Here is a 20,785-nt window from a genome sequence, read left to right on the forward strand (position 1 = left end):
CTTCCGCAGGGGGGGCTTGCGCACCTGGACGCGACGCACTCCGTGCGTGACGCGGCGCCAGCGGCCATCCCTGCGGTGAGCATCTCGGCGCGCGTGCGCTCGGGCTTGTCGGCGGTCACGCCGGTCGCCGCCTGCCTGGCGTTCGCGTTCTGGATCTACTACGCGATCCAGCGGCAGGTCGCCGGGCCGTTGAACTCCGACGAGATCTACTTCGCCCACATCCTCTGGCTGATCCATGCCGGCAAGCGGCAGTACGTGGACTTTTTCAGCCAGCACCTTCCCACTTACTTCCAACTTCTGCAGCCGCTGGTGGCGGCGCTGTCGAAAAGCCCGACCGACCTGAACTACGTGTGGGGTGCACGTGCGATCTCAGCGCTGGTCATCGTGTCCTACCTGGCCTTGGCAGCATGGGTGCATCGGCGCGCGGCCCCGGAAGCCGGCCGCGCAGGACTGCTGGCCACTGCCGCATCGATGCTCGTTTTCGTGGTGCTTGCCCGCATGGTCGAGGTCCGGTCCGATACGTTGGGCCTGCTGCTGATGAACGCCGCCTGGGCCATCGTCCTCGGCGGACGGACCGCGGTGCGAGCGGCTTCGGGGGCAACCCTCGCCGGCTTGGCGATCCTGTTCGCGCCGCGCGCGGCAGGCATGGCTGGGATTCTGGGACTGACCCTGCTGGTGCTTGCCCTGCGTGCCCGTGATGGCGCAAGCGTGCGGGGACTGCTATACGTCGCCGGCGGCTTTGCAGCGGCGGCGGTCGGCCTGTATCTCGCGGCGCCCGACTGGGTGGCCCTGGTAGTGCGGTCCTGCTTCGTCGAGCCCGTGAAGTTCGCGACCGCCTTTCCCTATTTCCGCAGATTCCTGGCTGGGGATCGCATTCCTCTCGTGCTGCTGCTCGCGCTCGGCGCGGTCGGGGGGCTGCGCCTCGCGCATGGATCGCGCAGGGAGCAGGGCATCCTGGTATCGGCCGCGTGCATCGGGCAACTGCTGATCCTCTGCGCCGATCCCGCGCCATTTGAATATGTCTATGGTTGGGCGGCTTTGCCCGCGGTCTTTGGCATCGTGTCGATGAGCCGCCTCGTCGCTGTCTCTGTCCCGTTCCTTTTTGCAATGGCGCTGGTGGGGCTCTCCGCGTCGTTCATCCTCCTCAACGGGCACCAGCCGCCGACTTTGTCGCCCCTTCGCCTTAGCTTCGACGCGACCATCAGCCGCGAGGACGTCGCCCGATTGCCCACTCCCGCATTGATCGCCCTCGTGGTCGGCGACCAAGGGCAACAGAACCTCGAGAACCAGCTGCGGATCCGCTCGGAACTATGCCGCCGCGTGCGCGGCACCGTGATGGCATCCTTCGGCACCAACCCCCTGTGCCTGCCGGACACCCTGTACGTGTGGTCAGGTGGAGTGCGCCTTCCCGCGATCGCGGTGGGCGACCCGCAAGCTCCCGGCAGCATGACCTGGCCGAAGTTCGAGGCAGCCTTCCTTCGCGCCAGTCCTGAAGTATTCATCTGGGCCGACCGCTGGGAACCTCCACACGCGTTGCTGCACAGGACGAGGCAGATGCTCGCCTGCTGTTACGACGTCCACGACGGCTTTGCGATCCGCCGCGACGAAGGGCGCGGCAGTCAGGCCGTCCCGTGAACGCCGCCTTATCCACGTTCCTTTTCACCTCGCCGCCGTCGCTCGTGCGCGGTAAGCTGACTCTCCGTTCGACAAGCCAGGAGAAGTTCGTGCCGATGCACCGCTTCCAGCCCGCGCGCCCGGGAGGCGCGCGCTCGCCCACCGTCCCGACCGTCCACCTGCAATGACCGCCCTCCACACCTCCAACATCACCTCGCTGCCGCTGCTCGCGCGCGGCAAGGTGCGCGACAACTATGCCGTCGGCAACGACCGCATCCTCATGGTGGCGAGCGACCGGCTTTCCGCGTTCGACGTGATCATGGGCGAGCCCATCCCGGGCAAGGGCGAGATCCTCACGCGCATGGCGCTGTTCTGGTTCGCGCGCCTGGGCCACATCTGTCCCAACCACCTCACGGGCGAAGCACCGGAGAGCGTGGTCACGCCGGCGGAGGTGCCGCAGGTGCAGGGGCGCTCCATGCTGGTGAAGCGGCTCAAGCCGATCATGGTGGAGGCCGTCGTGCGCGGCTACCTCGCGGGCAGCGGCTGGAAGGAATACCAGGAGTCGCAGTCCGTGTGCGGGGTGAAGCTGCCCGCCGGGCTGAAGAACGCGAGCAAGCTGCCGCAGCCGATCTTCACGCCGGCCGCGAAGGCCACCTCCGGCCATGACGAGAACGTGTCCTTCGAGCACGTGGAGGGCATGATCGGCCCGCAGCTCGCGGCGAAGATCCGCGACCTGAGCATCCGCATCTACCAGGAGGCGGCGGACTTCGCGCTCACCAAGGGACTGATCATCGCGGACACCAAGTTCGAGTTCGGCCTCGACGCGCAAGGCCAGGTGGTGCTGATGGACGAAGTCCTGACCCCGGACTCCTCGCGCTACTGGCCGGTGGAGGGCTACCAGGCCGCGTTCGCCCGCGGCGAGAACCCGCCCAGCTACGACAAGCAGTTCGTGCGCGACTGGCTGGAGAGCGTGCGCATCGACGGCCACCCCTGGGACAAGACGCCGCCGGCGCCGCGCCTCCCGAAGGACGTGATCGAAAAGACGGCCGCCAAATACCGCGAAGCGCTGCAGCGCCTGACCGCCGCCTGAGGCCGCTCGCGGGCACTTGCGGCGCCGCTCACGCCTTCAGCTGCTTCAGGCGTGCCTGGTACTCCGCCTCGTCGATCTCGCCGCGCGCATAGCGCTCGCGCAGGATGTCCAGCGCGGTGTCCGTGCGCTTCGAGCCGCCCGCGGCGACGCTGCGCGCGAGCAGCAGGAGGCCGCCGAACAGCAGCACCCACCACAGCACGTGACCCAGGCCGAACCAGCCCCAGCCCCCGCCATTCCAGCCCCACATCTGGTGCCACATCGCGAGCCTCCTAACGGGTGCCCCACGCCTGGCGCATCTGCTCGCGCTGCTCGGGCGTGAGCACCGCCTCCATGCGCTTGCGCGAGGCCAGCATGTTCTCGAACATCTGCTTGTGCAGGGCCGCGACGCGGTCGTAGTCACGACGCTCGGCCTGCTCGTCCTGCGGGCCGGAGCCGCTGTCCCACATCGCTTCCTGCATCTGCTGCATCAGCGGCCATTGCTGCTTGCGGAACTCGCGCTGGATCTCCGCGATCCTGGCGCGCTGCTCGGCGCTCAGGTCCGAGGGCAGCGCGCCCCAGCCACCGCCCATCATGCCGGGGCCACCGCCATAGCCGCCCGGGCCCATCATCCCGTAGCCGCCGCCCATCATGCCGGGGCCCGGGCCGTAGCCATAGCCCGGGCCCATCATCCCGTAGCCTCCGCCGCCCCCCATCATTCCGGGGCCGGGTCCATAACCGTAGCCGCGCGCCGGCTCGGCGGCGGTTGCGCAAGTGGATGCCGCCAGGCCCAGCAAGGCGGCGGCGGTGAAGGCGACAGCACGGTGTTTCATGAAACTCTCCTGTGCCGCCAAGATAGGCGCGTGCGAGCGCCCGGGTCTTGATGCGGGTCAAGCGCGCTCGCGCGCGAGGCCGGCGCCCGCCGGAGAGGTCCGGACCGCTAGCTCAGCACCACCGACGACAACCTGCGCCGGTAGGCGGCCACGGTCGGATCGTCCGGCGGGATCTGCCCTTCGGCGACCTTGGGCTTCGGCGGCTCGATGATCTCCAGGATCGCGATGTAGGTCTTGCGCGCGAGATCCTCGTTCCACGCCTTGTCGCGCATGAGGATCTCCAGCAGTTCATCCATCGCTGCGGTCCACCGTCCCTCGGCCATCAGCAGCCGCGAGCGGTCGTACCGCGCCTGGAAATCGCGCCGGTTCGCCGCGATCTTCGCGTCCTCGTCGGCAGGATTGGGGTGCGACCTGGCGAAGGAGACCGCGTCCAGCCAGCGCGCCAGCGCGTCGATCCTGCGGGACACCGAGGCTTTGTTCGCCACCGGTTCGAAAGCGCGGCGTGCATCTGCTTCCCGGCCGGCGGCGAGCAGCGCCTTCACGTAGTCGAAGCGCGCGTCGTCGTTGCCCGGGTCGGTGGCCACTGCGTGCTGCAGGCGCTCCAGCTGCGCCTGCGGATCGGCGGCGGCGGGGTCTTCCTCCAGGAGCGGCTCCTCGTCCGCCTCCTCCTCCGCGAGCGCCTGCACGTGCTTGTCGAGGAACTCGCGCACCTGGCCTTCCGGCAGCGCGCCCATGAAGCCGTCCACCGGCTGCCCGTTCTTCAGCAGGATCACCGTGGGAATGCTGCGGATGCCGAAGGCGCCCGCGAGCTGCTGCTCCTCGTCGGAGTTGATCTTCACCAGCTTGAAGCCGCCGCCATACGCGGTTTCGAGCTTCTCCAGGATGGGGCCGAGCGCCTTGCAAGGGCCGCACCAGGGGGCCCAGAAATCCACCAGCACGGGCTGGCTCATCGAGGCGGCGATCACCTCTTGTTCGAAGTTCGCGATGGTGACGTCGATCATTCCGGCTCCCTCTGCTCGTCAAAGTAAAATTTCAGGCTTCTCTTCGGGAATTCTATGAACAAGAGCGCCGTGTCCGTCGGGGTGGTGATGGGGTCCAGCAGTGACTGGGACACCCTGCAGCACGCGGTGCAGATTCTCCAGGAATTCGGGATCGCCCACGAGGCGAAGGTGGTCTCGGCCCACCGCATGCCGGACGACATGTTCGCCTATGCGGAAGCCGCCGCCGGCCGCGGGCTCAAGGCGATCATCGCAGGCGCGGGCGGCGCGGCCCACCTGCCGGGCATGCTGGCGGCCAAGACGGTGGTGCCGGTGCTGGGCGTCCCGGTCGCCAGCCGGTACCTGCAAGGCGTCGATTCCCTGCACAGCATCGTGCAGATGCCCAAGGGCATTCCAGTGGCGACGTTTGCGATCGGTGCCGCCGGTGCCGCGAATGCAGCGCTGTTTGCAGTGGGCATGCTGGCCGTGGAAGACAGCGGCCTGCGCGCGAAGCTCGAGGCCTACCGCGCACGCCAGACGGAGGCCGCACGCGCGATGACGCTGCCGCCGCGGGATCCCGCATGAGCGCCGCTGCAACGCCTGGGCGCGTGCTGCTGCCCGGCGCCACGTTGGGCGTGCTGGGCGGCGGCCAGCTCGGCCGCATGTTCGTCCATGCCGCGCAGCGCATGGGCTACTTCACCGCGGTGCTCGACCCCGACGAGCACAGCCCCGCCGGGCGCGTGAGCCATCACCACCTGCGAGCGGATTACCTGGACGACGTCGCGCTGGCGCGCCTGGGCGACCTGGCCGAAGCGATCACCACGGAGTTCGAGAACGTGCCGGCGGACGCGCTCGCGCGACTGGGCGAACGCCACCCGGTCGCGCCCGGCGCGGCCGCGGTCGCCATCGCCCAGGACCGGGCCGAGGAGAAGGCGCACTTCACGCGCTGCGGCGTCCCGTGCGCACCCAATGCCGTGATCGACAACGAGGAAGACCTCGCGGGCGTGGACGATGCGCTGCTGCCCGGCATCCTGAAGACGGCGCGCCTGGGCTACGACGGCAAGGGCCAGGTGCGCGTCGCCACGCGTGACGAGTTGCGCGCCGCCTGGGAGGCGTTGAAGCGCGCGCCCTGCGTGCTGGAGAAACTGCTGCCACTGGCGTTCGAATGTTCGGTGGTCGTCGCGCGCGGTCGCGACGGCGCCATGGTGCACCTGCCGGTGCAGCGCAACCTGCATCGCGCCGGCATCCTCGCCGTGACCGAGGTGCACGAGGGCTGCGTCGCTCCCGCGCAGGCGAAGCGCGTCATCGACGCGACGCGCGCCATCGCGAAAGGCCTGGACTACGTCGGCGTGCTGTGCGTGGAATTCTTCGGGCTCGAAGATGGCTCGCTGGTGGTCAACGAGATGGCGCCGCGGCCGCACAACAGCGGCCACTGGAGCATCGAAGGGGCCGACGTGTCGCAGTTCGAACTGCAGGTGCGCACCCTGGCGGGCCTGCCGCTCACGCCGCCGCGCCAGCACAGTCCCGCGATCATGCTGAACCTGCTGGGCGACCTGTGGTGGCGCGACGGCCAGGAGCGCACGCCGGACTGGGCCGGCGTGCTGGCGTTGCCCGGGGCGCATCTGCATCTCTATGGCAAGGCCGACGCCCGCCCGGGCCGCAAGATGGGCCACCTCACGCTCACCGGGCCGGACGTCGCTGCCGTGCGCACCACGGCACTCGAAGCCGCGCGTCGCCTCGGCATCGGCGCCTTCTGAACATGATCCTGGACGGCCGCCAGCCCGGCGCGATCACCCAGGCCGCGCAGGTGCTCGCTGCGGGCGGGCTCGTCGCCTTCCCGACGGAAACGGTCTACGGCCTGGGCGCAGACGCGGCCAACGACAGCGCCGTCGCGGGCATCTTCGCGGCCAAGGGCCGGCCCAGCGACCACCCCCTCATCGTGCACGTGCCCGACGTCGCCGCGGTCACGCACTTCGCGGCCGCCGTACCGCCGGTGGCGCAGCGGCTGATGCAGGCCTTCTGGCCCGGGCCGCTCACGCTGATCCTGCCCCGGCGGCCGGAGGCCGGGGGCGCCGCCGCCGGCGGGCAGGACTCCATCGGGCTGCGCTGTCCCGCGCATCCCGTGGCGCATGCCCTGCTGCTCGCGTGCGCCGCGACCGAGCCGCCGGTGTTCGGGGTCGCCGGGCCCAGTGCGAACCGCTTCGGGCGCGTGAGTCCGACCGCCGCGGCGCACGTCGCCTCCGAGTTCGGCCCTGACCTGGTGGTGCTCGATGGCGGCGCCACGACGGTGGGCATCGAGTCGGCCATCGTGGACTGCACGCGCGGCGTGCCCGTGCTGCTGCGCCCGGGCACCCTCACGCGCGCGCAGATCGAGTCGGCGTGCGGCGAGCGGCTGTGGCTGCCCGACGAAATGCCTGGGGCTGCCCCGCGCGCCTCCGGCACGCTGGAGTCGCATTACGCGCCGCAGGCCAAGGTGCGCCTGATGGACGCGAAGAACCTGCAGGTGGCGCTGGACGTGCTGGGGCCGGACGCAGGGGCGATCGCGGTCTATGCCCGCAGCCCGCTGCGCACGCGCAGCCCGCACTACCGCCGCATGCCCGACGACGCGATCGAGACCGCGCGCCAGCTGTTCGCGGTGCTGCGCGACTTCGATGCGGCTGGCGTGAAGCTGATCTGGATCGAGACGCCGCCCGACGCGCCGGAGTGGGAGGGCGTGCGCGACCGCCTGCGCCGGGCCTCCGCGGCCTGAGAAACCGGGGCTTTACCGGCGCTCGGTAAACTCGGCGCTTTGATCGGAGCGAATTTCATGGCAATGCAATGGATGCGGCGCGCCTGGTTGCTGGCGGCCGCCTCGGCGGTGCTGCTGTCCGCGTGCGGCGGCGGCAACACCGTCACCTCGCGACTGTCCCCCAATCGCGTGATCGCGTTCGGCGATGCCATGGCCGACGTCGGCCAGGACGGCGCGCGCTACACGGTCAACGACGGCTCGGTGAACAACTGGGTGCAGTACGTGGCCGGCGAATACAGCCAGGCGATCGCGCCCAGCTCGCAAGGCGGCCTCGACTATGCGTGGGGCAATGCACGCGTCGCCGCCACGCCGGATGCGGGCGGTGTCGACAGCACGCCCACGGTGAAGCAGCAGATCGACCAGTTCCTCGCCACCCACACCATCGGCAGCAACGACCTGGTGATCGTCAGCGCCGGAACGGCCGACGTCATCAAGCAAGTGCGGGACAGCCTCGACGGCAAGCAGACCTCCGACCAGGCCATCGCCAACCTGGACCAGGCGGGCAGCGACCTGGCCGATCAGGTGAAGCGCCTGGTCTCGGCCGGCGCGCAGCACGTGGTGGTCTCGGGTCCCTACGACCTGGGCCGCTCCCCCTGGGCGATCCAGCTCGGAAGCGACGCCCTGCTGCACTCCGCCAGCAGCCAGTTCAACAACCGCCTGCTGGTCTCGCTGGTGAACTACGGCACCACGGTGCTGTATGTGGATGCTGCCCTGTACTTCAACCAGCAAACGTCATCGAGCAGCAAGGTGAGCAACTACACGGCCCCGGTCTGCACCAGGACCGATCCTGGCCTCGGCATCGGCACCGGTCCGGGGCAGCTGAATTCGCACCTGTGTTCCACCGGCACGCTCGTCCCCGGCGCGGACTACAACAACTTCCTGTTCGCCGATCTCGTCTACCCGACGCCCCGCGGACATACGTTGTTCGGCGATTACGCCTTCGGCCGCATCCGCGACCGCTGGTAAGCGTCCCAGCGCACGCCGCCTGCGATGGGCGGCGCTTCAGCCGTAGCGCAGCTTCATCCCGAGGATCACGCAGGCGAGCGCCAGCGTGATCGCGTTGGCCGCGACGATGGGCCAGGCGCCCATCAGCAGGCCGTACAGCAGCCACAGCGCCACGCCCACCGTGAACACGCTGTACATCCCCAGCGAGATGCCGCTCACGTCGCGCGTCCGGAAGGTGAGCCACGCCTGCGGCATGAAGCTCAGAGTGGTGAGCGAGGCGGCGCAGTAGCCGATCAGCTCGGGCGAGAGGACGGGCATGGAGAGGCGTTCAGGGTTGGCGGGCGGTCCAGTCGACCAGCGCCTGGATGGCGGGGCGCAGCGCCGCGGCCTTGGGGTGGTTGGCGATCGCGACCAGGATGTAGCGGTGGCCTTGCGCGCCGTGCACGAAGCCGGCCACGCCCACGACCTGGTCGAGGCTGCCGGTCTTCAGGTGCGCGATTCCGACGTTCTGCTTCTGGCGGCGCAGCGTGCCGTCCACCCCGAGCAGCGGCAAGGACGACGCCAGTTCGGGCATCAGGGGCGAGAGCCAGGCGGTCTGCAGCAACTGCCCGAGCTGGCGCGCCGTGATGCTTTCGTCGCGCGACAGCCCCGAGCCGTTCTGCGTCACGGGAGCCTCCCCGCCGATGCGGTCGCGCCACCATGCGCGCAGAATCTCGCGCGAAGCTTCGAAGCTGCCGGTGCCGCGCTGCTGCAGGCTCAGCGTGAGGAACACCTGCTGGGCCATCACGTTGTTGCTGTACTTGTTGATGTCCCGGATCACTTCGGCAAGCGGCGGCGACTCGAACACGAACGCCGGCTTGCGTTCCGCGGCCACCGTGCCGTCGCGCACCGTGCCGCTCAGCTGGCCTCCCATGCCGCGCCACAGCGCGGCGACCGCACGCGCCGCATAGCCGGCGGCGTCCGGGAAGGCGAGTTGCCACGTCTGCTCGCCGCAGGCCCGCGGATAGCTGCCCGTGAAGCGCGGCTGGTTGGGATCCGTGAAATCGGCGCCGAGCGCGCCTATCCAGTCGTTGCAGGGCCCGTTCGACAAGGGCACGATGGCGGGCCAACGCACGCCGGCGAGCGCCGGCTGCGCCATCAGCTGCGCGCGCTGGCCGTCCGGCTGCAGCGTCAGGGCCACCGCCTTGTAGTTCACCAGCAGCGCGTCGGGCCCGGCGTTGTACGGCCGCAGGGGCTGGCCGTCGAAGGCCGCCGGATCGTGCGGCGGCAACTGGAAGGCGCGGCGATCGAGCAGGATGTCGCCGTCGATGCGGCGCACGCCCAGCGCGCGCACGCGCTGCAGCAGCAGCCACAGCCGTTCGATCACCAGTGCGGGATCGCCGCCCCCCTGGATCACCAGGTTGCCCTGCAAGCTGCCGCCGCGCACGGCGCCGTCGAAATAGACGGGCGTCTTCCAGGTGAAGTTGGGGCCCAGCAGCTCGAGCGCCGCGTAAGTGGTCGCCAGCTTGGCGATCGATGCAGGGTTCACGGGCGCATCGATGCGGTGAGCGACCCGGGGCGCCCCGCCTTCGGCGGGCATGACCAGCGCTGCGACGGCGTCGGCCGGCAGCCCCTGGCTCGCGAGCGCGCTCTCCACCTCGGGCGGCAAGGCCTGGGCCAGCGCGGTGCTCGCGAACCAGGCCAGCAGGAGGAGGGCAAGGCGGAGGCAGCGCGGCATGCGCGCCATTATCGGAGCGCCGGACCTTCGATAATGGCGGTCCGGCATGAAACTCCTCGCCTTCGACACCAGCACCGAGACCCTGTCCATTGCGGTCACCGCCGGTGCCGGTGCGCCCGTGCTCGAACACGCCGCACCGGGCGGCGCACGGGCTTCGGCGGAGCTGATCCCGGCTCTCCAGGGCATGCTGGCGCGCGCGGGGCTGGCGCTGCAGGACCTGGACGCCATCGCGTTCGGCCGCGGCCCGGGCTCCTTCACCGGCTTGCGCACGGCGGCTGCCGTGGCGCAGGGACTCGGCTTCGGCGCGGGCGTGCCGGTGCTCCCGATCGACACCCTGCTGGCGGTGGCCGAAGAAGCCCGCGGCCTCGCGGGGACTACGCGCGTCGTCGCAGTGCTCGATGCACGCATGGGCGAGGTCTACTTCGGCGCCTACGAACATGCGGAGGGCCGCTGGCACACGCGCCAGGCGCCCGCCCTGGGCCAGCCGGCACAGGTGGCGTGCCCGCCGGGCTGGGTGCTCGCCGGCAATGCGATCGACCTGCATCGCGCTGCGCTGCCTGCGGCCGCCGAGCGCATCGTGGCCCTGCCGACGGCGCGCGCGTTGCTGCGGCTGGCTCCGCAGGAGCTCGCCTCCGGTGCTTCGCATGGAGCCGCCCAGGCGCTGCCGCTCTACATCCGCGACAAAGTGGCGCAAACTACCGAGGAGCGTGCGGCCGAACGCGCGCGCAAGGAGTTGCTTCGCGGCGCGGTGGTGCCGAGGCCCATGACATGAGCGCAGTCTTCAGGAGCATGGAAGCGGCTTTCGAGCCGATGACCGATCCCCGCCTCGACGAGGTGGTGGCGATCGAGCGGCGTGCCTACGACCATCCGTGGACGCGCGGGAATTTTGCCGACTCGCTGCGCTCGGGCTACCACGCACAGCTGCTGTGCGCGGGCAACGCGGTCCTGGGCTACTTCGTCGCCATGCAGGGCGTGGACGAGGTGCACCTCCTGAACATCACGGTGGACCCGGCCTACCAGGGCCAGGGCTGGGGGCGCATCATGCTCGACGCGCTGGCGCTCTGGGCGCGCGCGCAGAAGGCGCAGTGGCTCTGGCTGGAAGTCCGCATCAGCAACAAGCGCGCGCAGGAGGTGTACCTGCGCCACGGCTACCGCCGCGTCGGCGAGCGCCGCAACTACTATCCGGCCGCGCACGGGCGCGAGGACGCCATCGTGATGAGCTACCGACTGTGAGCCTGGACCTCGACGACCGCCAGCGCGCGATGCTCAAGGAGATCGGCATCGAAATCTTCTGGCCGCAGGGCGCGCGCGAGCTGCCGGCTGAAGAAGCGCCGGTGCTGCTGAACGCGTTGGACGAGCCGCCGCCGCCCGTACGTGCGCGCGCGCCGGCTCCCGTGCCGCGGGAGAGCGCACCCGTCCGGCCGCAGCCGCTGGTGGCGCGCGAGCGCACCGGCGGCGTCGGCGACATGGGCTGGGACGCCCTGCAGGCCGCAGTGGCCGCATGCCAGGCATGCAAGCTGTGCGAAGGCCGGCACAACACGGTGTTCGGCGTCGGCCCGCAGCAGGCCGACTGGCTCGTCATCGGCGAGGCGCCCGGCGAGAACGAAGACCTGCAGGGCGAGCCCTTCGTGGGCCAGGCCGGCAAGCTCCTGGACAACATGCTGCGCGCGCTGGGCCTGGACCGGCGCGAGAACGTCTACATCGCCAACGTGCTGAAGTGCCGGCCGCCGGGCAACCGCAATCCCGAGCCGGAGGAGATCGCGCAATGCGAGCCCTTCCTGCGCCGGCAGGTGGAACTCGTGCAGCCGAAGATCATCCTGGCCATGGGCCGCTTCGCCGTGCAGTCGCTGCTGCAGACGACCGAGCCCATCGGCCGCCTGCGCGGACGCGTGCACCGCTACAACGACGTGCCCCTGGTGGTCACGTACCACCCGGCCTACCTGCTGCGCAACCTGCCGGACAAGGCCAAGGCCTGGTCGGACCTGGTGCTCGCGCGATCGGTGCTGCAAGGCCGCGGCTAGCGGCCCGGTGCGAACGCGCGGGGCGCGAGCCGGCGGTTCGCGTAGTCGATGCCGCTGAACGCGGCGAAGTCGGCGAGGCTGCGTTCGCGCCCCAGTCCGTAGACGCCGAGATCCGCGCCGTCCACGAGGGCTGACAGGCGTGCGCGCGCTCGCTGCTCCAGCTCCCACCACCCGTGGCTGCGCCCCGCGTCCTGCGTCTCGTCCCAGTGCAGCGGGCGGGCGGGCGCGCTGCCGCCCGGTTCGTTGTAGAGGTGATAGACGGGCAGCGCCGGCATGTGGAACAGGTCCCAGCCGCGCGTGTACAGGCGCAAGGCGAGCGCCTGCTCCTCCCCATGGAAATAGAGCCACGGGTCGTACGGCACGTCCTGCGTGATGCGGCCGGGCGCAAACAGGCAACCGGCGCCGACGTGGATGGCCGGCAGCGCCTGCGTGCTCTCGACCGGCACGGCGTGGAACGGGAGCACGGGATGATCGGGCGCAAACGCCGCCTCGGGCTTGAGCACCTGGACCAGCACACCGGTCGTGGTCGCCCGCCGCACGGCGCGGCCCTGCTCGAGCGCGAACGCGCCGGGATAGGACGAGATCACCAGCGGCCGCGCCGGCGCCCCGAGCGCCAGCGCCTGCTCCATCAGGCGCCGATCCCAGTCCGCATCGAAGTCCATGTGCGAGTCCAGCTGCAGGAACCAGTCCTCGCCGTCGTGCAGCGACATGGCCAGCGCGCGCGCCCAGCACGGCCCGCGCGCATCCTGCTGCGGCACCTGCACGTGGCTCGTGCGCGCCGGCGCCGGCGCGACGCTGCGCGCACTCCCCGGTGGCGATTGGTCGACGATCCCGAAGTGCAGCCGCTGCGGCTGCGCGGCAGTCTCGACCGCGCGCTGGAGCGTGAAAGGCAGGACGGCGTCGCAGTAGGACGCGATGCTCACGAAGATGCGCTGGCTCATGCTGCGCTCCATCATGGCGGATTGCGGCCGGCCGCCGTGGGCCTCGCCCTGCTGCGTCGTGCGCTCAGAAGCGCAGCAGGTCCGGATGCGCGATGCGGCCGCCTCGCACCAGCATCTTTCCGTACTCGGCGCAGCGGTTGAGCGTCGGGATCACCTTGCCGGGATTCAGCAGCTCCTTCGGATCGAAGGCGCGCTTGACCGCGCGCATCTGCTCCATCTCCTCGGCGCTGAACTGCACGCACATCGAGTTGAGCTTCTCGATGCCGACGCCGTGCTCGCCGGTCACGGTGCCGCCCATCGCGACGCTGGTCTCCAGGATGTCGGCGCCGAACAGCTCGCAGCGATGCAGCTGGTCCGCGTCGTTGGCATCGAACAGGATCAGCGGGTGCAGGTTGCCATCACCGGCGTGGAACACGTTGGCGCAGCGCAGGCCGTACTTCTTCTCCATCTCCTGGATCGCCAGCAGGATGTCGGCGAGCCGCTTGCGCGGGATGGTTGAGTCCATGCACATGTAGTCGGGGCTGATGCGCCCCGACGCGGGGAACGCGTTCTTGCGGCCGCTCCAGAAGCGCAGGCGCTCGGCCTCGTCGCGGCTCACCGCGATGGCGGTGGCGCCGGCGCTGCGCAGCACCTCGCTCATGCGGCCGATTTCTTCTTCCACTTCTTCCGGCGTGCCGTCGCTCTCGCACAGCAGGATGGCCTCGGCGCTCAGGTCGTAGCCGGCGTGCACGAAGTCTTCGACCGCCGCCGTCATCGGTTTGTCCATCATCTCCAGGCCGGCTGGAATGATGCCGGCCCCGATCACCGCGGCAACCGCGTCGCCGGCCTTGCGCACGTCGTCGAAGCTCGCCATGATGCAGCGCGCGAGCTGCGGCTTCGGGATCAGTTTCACCGTGACTTCGACGGCCACCGCGAGCATGCCCTCGCTGCCGATCACCACCGACAGCAGGTCGTAGCCGGGGACGTCGAGCGCCTCGCTGCCGAACTCCACCGGCTCGCCGTCGGCAGTGAAGCCGCGCACCTCCAGCACGTTGTGCAGCGTGAGCCCGTACTTCAGGCAGTGCACGCCGCCCGAGTTCTCGGCGATGTTGCCCCCGATGGTGCAGGCGATCTGGCTGGACGGGTCCGGCGCGTAATAGAGGCCGTAGCTCGCGGCCGCCTCGCTGATCGCGAGGTTGCGCACGCCGCACTGCACGACGGCCGTGCGCGACCGCGGATCGATGCGGCGGATGGCATTGAACTTCGCCAGCGACAGCGTCACGCCCAGGTTGTGCGGCAGCGCGCCGCCGGACAGGCCGGTGCCCGCACCGCGTGCGACCACGGGCACTCGCAGCGCGTGGCAGGCCTTCAGCACCGCCTGGACCTGTTCCTCCGACTCCGGCAGCGCGACCACCAGCGGCCGCTGCCGGTAGGCCGTGAGGCCGTCGCATTCATACGGCGTCGTTTCCTCTGCATGCCAAAGCAGGCAGCTTGGCGGCAGCACCTTCTGCAGCGCGGCGACCACCTGCGACTGGCGCTCGGCGCGATGCAGCACTTCGGGGTCGGTCGGGGCGTTCATGCGCTGGTCCTTTCCATGCGGTGGCTAGCTGCTTGCGAGGACGGCGCCGCGCATCACTTGAAGATCACGGTCTTGTGCCCGTTCAGCAGCACGCGATGTTCGCCGTGCCACTTTACCGCGCGTGCGAGCACCATGCTCTCGGTGTCGCGGCCGGTGGCCGTGAGCGTCTCCACCGTGTAGCTGTGGTCCACGCGGGCGACGTCCTGTTCGATGATCGGGCCCTCGTCCAGGTCCGCCGTCACGTAGTGCGCGGTCGCGCCGATCAGCTTCACGCCGCGGTCGTGTGCCTGGTAGTACGGCTTGGCGCCCTTGAAGCTGGGAAGGAAGCTGTGGTGGATGTTGATCGCGCGGCCCGCGAGCTTGCGGCACAGGTCGTCCGACAGCACTTGCATGTAGCGCGCCAGCACCACCAGCTCCGCGCCCTCGGCCTCGATCACCTCGTACTGGCGCGCCTCGGCCTGCGCCTTGGTCGCGGCCGTCACCGGGATGTGGTGGAAGGGCACGTTGTAGCTGGCGGCCAGCTGGTAGAACTCGCGGTGGTTGGACACGATCGCGCGGATGTCCAGCGGCAGCAGGCCGCTCTTCCAGCGGAACAGCAGGTCGTTGAGGCAATGGCCTTCCTTGCTCACGAAGATCACCGTCTTCATCGGCTGGGCGCTCGCGTGCAGCTGCCAGCGCATCTGGAAGCCTTCGGCGAACATCTTCAGCTGGGTGCGCAGGTCCTCCTGCGTGAGCTGGCCGCAGGCGAAGCGCACGCGCATGAAGAACAGGCCGGTGTCGTGGTCGTTGTACTGGGCGGCTTCCTCGATGTTGCCGCCGCGCTCCAGCAGGAAGCCGGAGACGGCGTGGACGATCCCGGGCCGGTCCGGGCACGAAAGGGTGAGGATGTAGGCTTCGGACATAGATGTGACATTGTCGCAGGCGCGCAATTGACGGCTGCGCGCAGGCCTTGGCATGATGGCTCGACCATAAGAACATTGGGAGCCGCATGCGCAGACGCCACTTCTCCGCCGCCCTGCCTGTCTTCGCCTTTCCGCTGCTGGCCCGCGCCGGCGGCGGGCTGAGCGAGTTCGATGCGAGCCAGGGGCTGCGCGCCGCGCTGGAAAAAGGAGCGGTGTCCGCGGTGCAGGTGCTCGGGCGGCCCGACGGCTTCCTGGCGAACGCGCAGGTGCACATCCCGCTGCCCAAGGCGCTGCACGACGCGGCCAGCCTGCTGAATGCGCTGGGCATGCGCAGGCAGCTGGAGGATCTCGAACTCGCGATGAACCGCGCCGCCGAAGCGGCGGTGCCGCAGGCCAGGGCCTTGCTGGTCGACGCGGTGAAGAAGATCAGCATCGCCGATGCCAGGCAGATCCTCGCGGGCGGCGAGACCTCGGTGACGGAGTTCTTCGCCGGCAAGACCCGCGAGCCGCTGACGGTGACCTTCATGCCGGCGGTGCACCAGGCGACCTCGAAGGTGGGCGTCGTCGAACAGTACGACCGGCTCACGCACAAGGCGCAGTCCATGGGCCTGTACCGACCCGAGGATCCCAGCGTGGACCACTACGTCACGCGCAAGGCGCTCGACGGCCTCTATTTCATGATCGGCGAGGAAGAGAAGCAGATCCGGCGCGACCCCGTCGGGACCGGCAGCGCCCTGCTGACCAGGGTGTTCGGCGGCCTGCGCTGAGGGGCAGCCCCGCCCGGCAAGGCGCGCTGCACGCCGGCGCCGCAAGTCGGCGCAAAATGGCGGTTCGAGCAGGAGCACCCGATGGCCTTCAACGACTTCAACATGGACAGCCAGTGGCTGCCCTTCACCCCGAACCGCAGCTTCCGCAAGGACCCGCGCATCTTCGTCGCGGCGGACGGCATGCACTTCACCACGCACGATGGCCGCCAGGTCATCGACGGCATCTCCAGCCTGTGGTGCGTGGGCGCGGGCCACAACCGCAAGCCCATCAACGAGGCCATCAAGAAGCAGCTGGACACCCTGGACTACGCGACGGCCTTCAACGCCTCCAACGACCAGGCCTTCGTCGCCGCCGAGAAGATCGCGGCGATGGCGCCCGGCGACCTGAACAAGGTCCTGTTCTGCAACTCGGGTTCGGAAGCGGCGGACACCTCCCTGAAGGTGGCGCTCGCCTACCACCGCGCCCGCGGCGAAGGGCACCGCAACGTGTTCATCGGCCGCGAGCGCGGCTACCACGGCGTGGGCTTCGGCGGCATGAGCGTGGGCGGCATCCCGTCCAACCGCAAGGTGTACGGCGCCGCCCTGCTGCCGCGCGTGGACCACATGCGCTTCATCCACGATCCGGCCAACGCGTTCATCCACAACAAGGAGCCGGAGTCGCAGGAGGACTTCCTGCTGGAGCTGGAGCAGCGCATCCTGCCGCTGCACGACCCGAGCAACGTGGCGGCGATCATCGTCGAGCCCATCGCTGGGTCCGCCGGCTGGTACGTGCCGCCCAAGGGATACCTGAAGCGGCTGCGCGAGATCTGCGACAAGCACGGCATCCTGCTGATCTTCGACGAGGTGATCACCGGCTTCGGCCGCATGGGCACGAACTTCGGCGCCGATTTCTACGGGGTGGTGCCGGACCTGCTGAACTTCGCCAAGTGCGTCACCAACGGCGTGATCCCGCTGGGCGGCGTCATCTGCCGCGACAAGATCTACGACGCGATGATGAAGACCGACGCGCCGGAGCACGTCATCGAGTTCTTCCACGGCTACACCTACTCGGGCCACCCGGTGGCCTGCGCCGCGGCCATCGCCACGCTCGACCTGTACCAGAAGGAAGGCCTGTTCCCGCGGGCCGGCGAGATGGGCAAGGTGCTGGGTGACGCGTTCCACTCCGCGATCAAGGGCTTGCCGAACGTGGTCGGCATCCGCAGCCTGGGTCTGGCCGCTGCGGTGGAACTCGCCTCGATCCCGGGCTCGCCGGGCAAGCGCGCCTACGACATCTTCATCGACTGCTTCAAGAAGGGCGCGCTCGTGCGGCCCGCCGGCGACGTGGTCGTGCTCGCGCCGCCCTACATCGTGGAGAAGTCCCACATCGACCAGCTGGTGAACACGCTGGCCGATTCGATCCGCAAGCACGCCTGAGCCGCGAGCACGTCGGGTTGGTGCGGGTCAGCCCGAACGCGCCAGCGCTGCTGATCGCAGAAGAGAACGCAGAGGACGCAAAGGTTACGCAGAGAGCGCAGAGAAGACTCTCAAAGATTTTCTTTGCGTCCTCTGCGTAACCTCTGCGCACTCTGCGTTCTCCCGGCCTGATCACCAACCAGGCTTGATCGCGGGCCTCAGGACCGGGACCGCCCTTGCAGGTCCTGGCGCAATTGCGCGCAGTAGTCCTTGCCGGTCTCTTCGTGGGGCAGCGCCACGGAGCGCACCACCAGGTTCGCCGGCACGTGGCGCGGCACGCCGATGTCGGCCTCCACGTGGCCCGCGCCTGCGACCAGCACGACGGTCTTGCCCGGCACCGCGGCCGCGGCGATCGTCTCGGCCATCGCGCGATCGCGCGCGATCTGCACGCGCGTCATCGGCGTGATCTGCGTCTCCGGCAGCAAGTCGCAGTGGCCGCGGCGCACCGCTTGCTGCTGCGCCTTCAACGCCGGCCCGGGCAGCAGCCGGTCGAGCGCGCTGTCCTGCATGGCCTGCTGCTGCGCCTCGCGGGGCAGGTTGGCGCCGAACACCGGCGCGCCTGCGCGCACGGCCGCCATGATCGCGGGCGCGTAGCGCGGCCACGGCCAGCCCTCGGCGTTCCAGTGCAAGGCGGTGCGCACCTCGTCTTCCGTCGCGGCCGCGGGCAAGCCCGCCGTGGAGGTGCCCCGGTCGGCCATCTCGAGAGCTACGCCGGCGAGGGTGCCCTTATGAGCCAGGGTCTCCACCCAGCGTTGCTGCAGGCGCGGCTGCGCCGGCGCATCGTGCTGTTCGCCCAGCAGCAAGGCGTCCACGCCAGCGGTGTCGAGAAGGGGCCCGGCGGCGCAGCCGCCGAGCAGCAGGGCCGAGGCAAGGGCGAGGCGGAAGCGCATGGCGCGATCCTAGCCCCAGCGGGTCGGCTGCCGCCGCGGCCCCAGAAAGCAGAAAGCGCGGAGCAAGCCGCGCTTTCCACTCCTCCGCCGGGCTGGCGTCAATGGATGACCAAGGGGTTCTGGGCTAGCTCGGCATAACCGTCGAGCGTCGCTTCCACCTCTTCCTGGGTCGGTGTGTTCAGCTGCCAGGCATTGATCTGCCGCTGGAAGGCGTCGGCCCAGGTCCCGTCGAGGTAGACCTCCTTGTTGGAGCGCTTGTCGACGATCTCGAAGCCGTGCCGCACCAAGTCCGGGTGCGGTTCGCCCTCCACGGGCTCGTTCGCCTGGAGGTGCACCACCACGAACGAATCGGAGTCATAGAGCATCTGCATGTTTTGAGTCCTTATGCCTTTAGCTGGCTGCGACTGGCTTCGATTCAAGTGTGGCACTCAAAGAGCTTCCCCGCAGGCACCGGCCGGATTGGCCATGGATTCAATGTAGGTGCCGGGGCGTTCAGCCCTTGTCGGTTGAGGACCAGCGCTGGTCGACCCAGCCACCGTCCGGGTTTGTCAGACGCAGCCGCACCGGCGCGTAATCCTGTCCGCGAGCGAGCCACAGTTCGATGCGCTGGTCGAACTCCTTGCGAGGCAGGTGTTCGAGCTTGACGGCGCGCACGCTGCCCCCGGGCAGCAGCAGTTCCTCTTCGCCGACCACGCGAAAGATCCACTCGTCCGCGTCGCGCGTGGTGGCGGTCGGGATCGCCAGCTCGGTGCCGGGGGTGAAGCGTTCCGGCGCAGCCGCCGCGAGCATCGCCAGTTGCAGCAGCACGCTCAGGCGGTCCTGCATCCCCGTGCGCAACACGGCCTCGGGCTGGTTGTTGCTGAAGACCACCCGCCCACCCGCGCGGTCGAAGTGCGTGGCCTGTTCGCTGCGGGCGCGGTCGGAGAAGCGTTCCGGCAGCAGCCCCGAGGCGCTGAACGCGCCCGTGCTTTCCTGCACCCGCGGACGCAGTCCGGCGGCCGTGAGTTCGAGGCGCGCCGCGTAGCGCTCGCCGTCCTGGCGCCAGTCCAGGCGCGCCGTGCCTTGGACGCGCACGCCGCGCGACTGCGTGCTGACCTCGTAATGCAGGACGGCCGACGGCAGCGCGGCGATGCTGGCGGGCAGCGCCTGCGTGTGCGCCGCCGCCGCGGCTGGCGCCGGCATGGCCGGGGCGACCCGCCGCGGCGCCGCAGCGGGCGCCGGGCGCGCGGACACAGCCGGCTTCGGCGGCTCCGGGGGTGCGGTCGCCGCAGCGGCCTGCACTGGCGGTGAGGGAGCTGCGATCGGCGCCGGCACGATGCTGCGCGTTCGGAATCGCGCGATGCGCGGGGCGCTTTCCGGCGCCAGCGTGAGCTGCGTCGGCCGCAGCAGCACGAAATGCGCGGCCAGCACGAGGACGGTGAGCAGCGCGAGCTGCCGCGACCGCCTCGGCGGGCCGGTGTTCATCCCTTGTGCCCGAGATCGCTGGAAAGCTGCGCGGCCGCGCGCCGCAAGGGGCCGTCCACGGCGCCGCCCCATTCGGGATCGAACACGCCGGCGGGGCCGAGCGACACGATGCCGAGCACCATGTGCCCGTCGGCATCGAAGACCGGAACGCAGAAGCCGACGATGCCGGGCAGCAGCGTGTCCACCACCCGCGCGGAGCCGCGCTGGCGCACGCCGTCGAGCAGCGCCCGCACTTCGGCCATCGTGGTGGGCACGTCGGCGCGGCCCTGCTTCTGCGCCCGCGCCATCTCTTCCTTGAGCATGGGCGCGATCGCCTCCTTGGGCGCGTAGGCGGCGAAGCACTGGCCGGTGGCGGACGTGAGCAGCGGCATGACGTCGCCCAAGCGCAGGTTGACCGTGACGGCGGACGGCGATTCTTCCCAGTGCACGATGGTCGGGCCGTGGTTGCCCCACACCGCCAGCGCCAGTGTGTGGCCGATCTCCTCCATCAGCCGCGCGACCCGTTCGCGCGCGAGCTTCACCGCGTCCAGCCGTTCCAGCGAGGCGAGTCCGAGCTTCAAGGCCGCGGGCCCCAGGTCGTAGCGCGTGGTCGCCGCGTCCTGCACCACCAGTTGCAGGCGCTGGAAGCTCACCAGGTAGCGGTGGGCCTTGGCCGCGCTCATGCCGGCGGCGCGCGCCAGGTCGCGCAGCATCAGCGGGCCGTCCGCGGCGCCGAGCACCTGCAGCAGCGCGAAGCCCACCTCCACCGACTGGATGCCTGCGCGTTCCTTGATCACCGGGCGGCCTCCGCGAGGCCGTTGGATCTCCGGCTAGAATTACGTTTAGGTAAATTCATTTCACAATGCGTAAT

General features: G+C 69.9%; 22 protein-coding genes and 1 pseudogene. 11 read left to right on the forward strand and 12 right to left on the reverse strand.

Annotated features, from left to right (window positions below):
• Positions 1 to 75 precede the first annotated feature (75 nt).
• On the forward strand, positions 76 to 1,635 hold the full coding sequence (locus JJB11_RS06850) for a hypothetical protein (protein ID WP_201167575.1): 1,560 nt from the start codon (positions 76 to 78) through the stop codon (positions 1,633 to 1,635).
• A gap of 163 nt (positions 1,636 to 1,798) precedes the next feature.
• Entirely contained in the window at positions 1,799 to 2,704 is a 906-nt protein-coding gene (locus tag JJB11_RS06855) for a phosphoribosylaminoimidazolesuccinocarboxamide synthase (protein ID WP_201167577.1), read from the forward strand.
• Between the two features lie 28 nt (positions 2,705 to 2,732).
• On the opposite strand, the gene JJB11_RS26335 is transcribed toward JJB11_RS06855, so the two are convergent.
• The 3 genes from JJB11_RS26335 to trxA all read right to left on the reverse strand — a co-directional run bounded on the left by JJB11_RS26335 (position 2,733) and on the right by trxA (position 4,514).
• Positions 2,733 to 2,963 (reverse strand): SHOCT domain-containing protein, encoded by a 231-nt coding sequence (locus JJB11_RS26335; RefSeq protein WP_201964673.1) that lies wholly within the window; start codon positions 2,961 to 2,963, stop codon positions 2,733 to 2,735.
• 10 nt (positions 2,964 to 2,973) lie between these two features.
• Entirely contained in the window at positions 2,974 to 3,513 is a 540-nt protein-coding gene (locus JJB11_RS06865) for a Spy/CpxP family protein refolding chaperone (protein WP_201167580.1), read from the reverse strand.
• A gap of 107 nt (positions 3,514 to 3,620) precedes the next feature.
• The gene (gene trxA / locus JJB11_RS06870; protein WP_201167583.1) at positions 3,621 to 4,514 is read right to left on the reverse strand and encodes a thioredoxin; all 894 of its coding nucleotides are present in this window, start codon (positions 4,512 to 4,514) and stop codon (positions 3,621 to 3,623) included.
• A gap of 54 nt (positions 4,515 to 4,568) precedes the next feature.
• On the opposite strand from trxA, the gene purE reads away from it, so the two are divergent.
• Genes purE through JJB11_RS06890 form a run of 4 tightly spaced genes read left to right on the forward strand, consistent with a single transcriptional unit; the run spans position 4,569 to position 8,244 of the window.
• Entirely contained in the window at positions 4,569 to 5,075 is a 507-nt protein-coding gene (purE, locus tag JJB11_RS06875; RefSeq protein WP_201964674.1) for a 5-(carboxyamino)imidazole ribonucleotide mutase, read from the forward strand.
• Positions 5,072 to 6,247: a 5-(carboxyamino)imidazole ribonucleotide synthase gene (locus JJB11_RS06880; RefSeq protein ID WP_201167586.1), complete on the forward strand. Its 1,176-nt coding sequence runs from the start codon at positions 5,072 to 5,074 to the stop codon at positions 6,245 to 6,247. Before purE ends, JJB11_RS06880 begins: the two co-directional genes overlap by 4 nt.
• A gap of 2 nt (positions 6,248 to 6,249) precedes the next feature.
• Positions 6,250 to 7,239, forward strand: a complete 990-nt coding sequence (locus JJB11_RS06885) for an L-threonylcarbamoyladenylate synthase (protein WP_201167588.1) — start codon at positions 6,250 to 6,252, stop codon at positions 7,237 to 7,239.
• A 57-nt stretch (positions 7,240 to 7,296) separates the two neighbouring features.
• Positions 7,297 to 8,244, forward strand: a complete 948-nt coding sequence (locus JJB11_RS06890) for an SGNH/GDSL hydrolase family protein (RefSeq protein ID WP_201167590.1) — start codon at positions 7,297 to 7,299, stop codon at positions 8,242 to 8,244.
• 36 nt (positions 8,245 to 8,280) lie between these two features.
• On the opposite strand, the gene JJB11_RS06895 is transcribed toward JJB11_RS06890, so the two are convergent.
• Positions 8,281 to 8,541, reverse strand: a complete 261-nt coding sequence (locus JJB11_RS06895; RefSeq protein WP_201167592.1) for a SemiSWEET transporter — start codon at positions 8,539 to 8,541, stop codon at positions 8,281 to 8,283.
• A gap of 10 nt (positions 8,542 to 8,551) precedes the next feature.
• Positions 8,552 to 9,940, reverse strand: coding sequence for a D-alanyl-D-alanine carboxypeptidase/D-alanyl-D-alanine endopeptidase (gene dacB, locus JJB11_RS06900; protein ID WP_201167594.1), 1,389 nt, complete (start codon positions 9,938 to 9,940; stop codon positions 8,552 to 8,554).
• A gap of 46 nt (positions 9,941 to 9,986) precedes the next feature.
• On the opposite strand from dacB, the gene tsaB reads away from it, so the two are divergent.
• The 3 genes and pseudogenes from tsaB (at position 9,987) to JJB11_RS06915 (ending at position 11,961) form a co-directional block, all read left to right on the forward strand.
• Entirely contained in the window at positions 9,987 to 10,712 is a 726-nt protein-coding gene (tsaB, locus tag JJB11_RS06905; protein WP_201167599.1) for a tRNA (adenosine(37)-N6)-threonylcarbamoyltransferase complex dimerization subunit type 1 TsaB, read from the forward strand.
• A gap of 38 nt (positions 10,713 to 10,750) precedes the next feature.
• Positions 10,751 to 11,098: pseudogene (gene rimI, locus JJB11_RS06910) on the forward strand (ribosomal protein S18-alanine N-acetyltransferase); the annotation flags it as partial.
• Positions 11,026 to 11,961, forward strand: coding sequence for a uracil-DNA glycosylase (locus tag JJB11_RS06915; RefSeq protein WP_417715599.1), 936 nt, complete (start codon positions 11,026 to 11,028; stop codon positions 11,959 to 11,961). The pseudogene rimI and the gene JJB11_RS06915, both read left to right, overlap by 73 nt.
• Here JJB11_RS06915 and JJB11_RS06920 read toward each other — a convergent pair.
• The 3 genes from JJB11_RS06920 to purU all read right to left on the reverse strand — a co-directional run bounded on the left by JJB11_RS06920 (position 11,958) and on the right by purU (position 15,362).
• Entirely contained in the window at positions 11,958 to 12,902 is a 945-nt protein-coding gene (locus JJB11_RS06920) for a GlcNAc-transferase family protein (protein WP_201167604.1), read from the reverse strand. The genes JJB11_RS06915 and JJB11_RS06920 overlap by 4 nt on opposite strands.
• Before the next feature lie 64 nt (positions 12,903 to 12,966).
• The gene (locus JJB11_RS06925) at positions 12,967 to 14,460 is read right to left on the reverse strand and encodes an FAD-linked oxidase C-terminal domain-containing protein (protein ID WP_201167606.1); all 1,494 of its coding nucleotides are present in this window, start codon (positions 14,458 to 14,460) and stop codon (positions 12,967 to 12,969) included.
• Between the two features lie 53 nt (positions 14,461 to 14,513).
• Entirely contained in the window at positions 14,514 to 15,362 is an 849-nt protein-coding gene (gene purU, locus JJB11_RS06930) for a formyltetrahydrofolate deformylase (protein ID WP_201167608.1), read from the reverse strand.
• An 86-nt stretch (positions 15,363 to 15,448) separates the two neighbouring features.
• On the opposite strand from purU, the gene JJB11_RS06935 reads away from it, so the two are divergent.
• Both JJB11_RS06935 and aptA read left to right on the forward strand, forming a co-directional pair.
• Entirely contained in the window at positions 15,449 to 16,129 is a 681-nt protein-coding gene (locus JJB11_RS06935) for a DUF4197 domain-containing protein (protein ID WP_201167610.1), read from the forward strand.
• A gap of 81 nt (positions 16,130 to 16,210) precedes the next feature.
• The gene (gene aptA / locus JJB11_RS06940) at positions 16,211 to 17,542 is read left to right on the forward strand and encodes an omega-aminotransferase AptA (protein WP_201167611.1); all 1,332 of its coding nucleotides are present in this window, start codon (positions 16,211 to 16,213) and stop codon (positions 17,540 to 17,542) included.
• A gap of 197 nt (positions 17,543 to 17,739) precedes the next feature.
• Here aptA and JJB11_RS06945 read toward each other — a convergent pair whose 3' ends face one another.
• The 4 genes from JJB11_RS06945 to JJB11_RS06960 form a co-directional block, all read right to left on the reverse strand.
• Positions 17,740 to 18,471, reverse strand: coding sequence for a ChaN family lipoprotein (locus JJB11_RS06945; protein ID WP_201167613.1), 732 nt, complete (start codon positions 18,469 to 18,471; stop codon positions 17,740 to 17,742).
• Positions 18,472 to 18,569: 98 nt separating this feature from the next.
• Positions 18,570 to 18,842 carry a BTH_I0359 family protein gene (locus JJB11_RS06950; protein ID WP_201167614.1) on the reverse strand — a complete coding sequence of 91 codons (273 nt, stop codon included), beginning with the start codon at positions 18,840 to 18,842 and terminating at the stop codon, positions 18,570 to 18,572.
• Positions 18,843 to 18,963: 121 nt separating this feature from the next.
• Positions 18,964 to 19,935 carry a DUF3108 domain-containing protein gene (locus JJB11_RS06955; RefSeq protein ID WP_201167615.1) on the reverse strand — a complete coding sequence of 324 codons (972 nt, stop codon included), beginning with the start codon at positions 19,933 to 19,935 and terminating at the stop codon, positions 18,964 to 18,966.
• Positions 19,932 to 20,711, reverse strand: a complete 780-nt coding sequence (locus JJB11_RS06960) for an IclR family transcriptional regulator domain-containing protein (protein ID WP_201167616.1) — start codon at positions 20,709 to 20,711, stop codon at positions 19,932 to 19,934. The genes JJB11_RS06955 and JJB11_RS06960 overlap by 4 nt, the downstream gene beginning before the upstream one ends.
• Positions 20,712 to 20,785: the final 74 nt, after the last annotated feature.

This window comes from Ramlibacter ginsenosidimutans (genome assembly GCF_016654015.1).
Lineage (GTDB): Bacteria > Pseudomonadota > Gammaproteobacteria > Burkholderiales > Burkholderiaceae_C > Ramlibacter > Ramlibacter ginsenosidimutans.

Bases quoted from the DNA above. Each gene is read 5' to 3' on its own strand.
- JJB11_RS06855 (WP_201167577.1), top strand. From the start codon at position 1,799: ATGACCGCCCTCCACACCTCCAACATCACCTCGCTGCCGCTGCTCGCG.
- JJB11_RS26335 (WP_201964673.1), bottom strand. From the start codon at position 2,963: ATGTGGCACCAGATGTGGGGCTGGAATGGCGGGGGCTGGGGCTGGTTC.
- JJB11_RS06865 (WP_201167580.1), bottom strand. From the start codon at position 3,513: ATGAAACACCGTGCTGTCGCCTTCACCGCCGCCGCCTTGCTGGGCCTG.
- trxA (WP_201167583.1), bottom strand. From the start codon at position 4,514: ATGATCGACGTCACCATCGCGAACTTCGAACAAGAGGTGATCGCCGCC.
- purE (WP_201964674.1), top strand. From the start codon at position 4,569: ATGAACAAGAGCGCCGTGTCCGTCGGGGTGGTGATGGGGTCCAGCAGT.
- JJB11_RS06880 (WP_201167586.1), top strand. From the start codon at position 5,072: ATGAGCGCCGCTGCAACGCCTGGGCGCGTGCTGCTGCCCGGCGCCACG.
- JJB11_RS06885 (WP_201167588.1), top strand. From the start codon at position 6,250: ATGATCCTGGACGGCCGCCAGCCCGGCGCGATCACCCAGGCCGCGCAG.
- JJB11_RS06890 (WP_201167590.1), top strand. From the start codon at position 7,297: ATGGCAATGCAATGGATGCGGCGCGCCTGGTTGCTGGCGGCCGCCTCG.
- JJB11_RS06895 (WP_201167592.1), bottom strand. From the start codon at position 8,541: ATGCCCGTCCTCTCGCCCGAGCTGATCGGCTACTGCGCCGCCTCGCTC.
- dacB (WP_201167594.1), bottom strand. From the start codon at position 9,940: ATGCCGCGCTGCCTCCGCCTTGCCCTCCTCCTGCTGGCCTGGTTCGCG.
- tsaB (WP_201167599.1), top strand. From the start codon at position 9,987: ATGAAACTCCTCGCCTTCGACACCAGCACCGAGACCCTGTCCATTGCG.
- JJB11_RS06920 (WP_201167604.1), bottom strand. From the start codon at position 12,902: ATGAGCCAGCGCATCTTCGTGAGCATCGCGTCCTACTGCGACGCCGTC.
- JJB11_RS06925 (WP_201167606.1), bottom strand. From the start codon at position 14,460: ATGAACGCCCCGACCGACCCCGAAGTGCTGCATCGCGCCGAGCGCCAG.
- purU (WP_201167608.1), bottom strand. From the start codon at position 15,362: ATGTCCGAAGCCTACATCCTCACCCTTTCGTGCCCGGACCGGCCCGGG.
- JJB11_RS06935 (WP_201167610.1), top strand. From the start codon at position 15,449: ATGCGCAGACGCCACTTCTCCGCCGCCCTGCCTGTCTTCGCCTTTCCG.
- aptA (WP_201167611.1), top strand. From the start codon at position 16,211: ATGGCCTTCAACGACTTCAACATGGACAGCCAGTGGCTGCCCTTCACC.
- JJB11_RS06945 (WP_201167613.1), bottom strand. From the start codon at position 18,471: ATGCGCTTCCGCCTCGCCCTTGCCTCGGCCCTGCTGCTCGGCGGCTGC.
- JJB11_RS06950 (WP_201167614.1), bottom strand. From the start codon at position 18,842: ATGCAGATGCTCTATGACTCCGATTCGTTCGTGGTGGTGCACCTCCAG.
- JJB11_RS06955 (WP_201167615.1), bottom strand. From the start codon at position 19,935: ATGAACACCGGCCCGCCGAGGCGGTCGCGGCAGCTCGCGCTGCTCACC.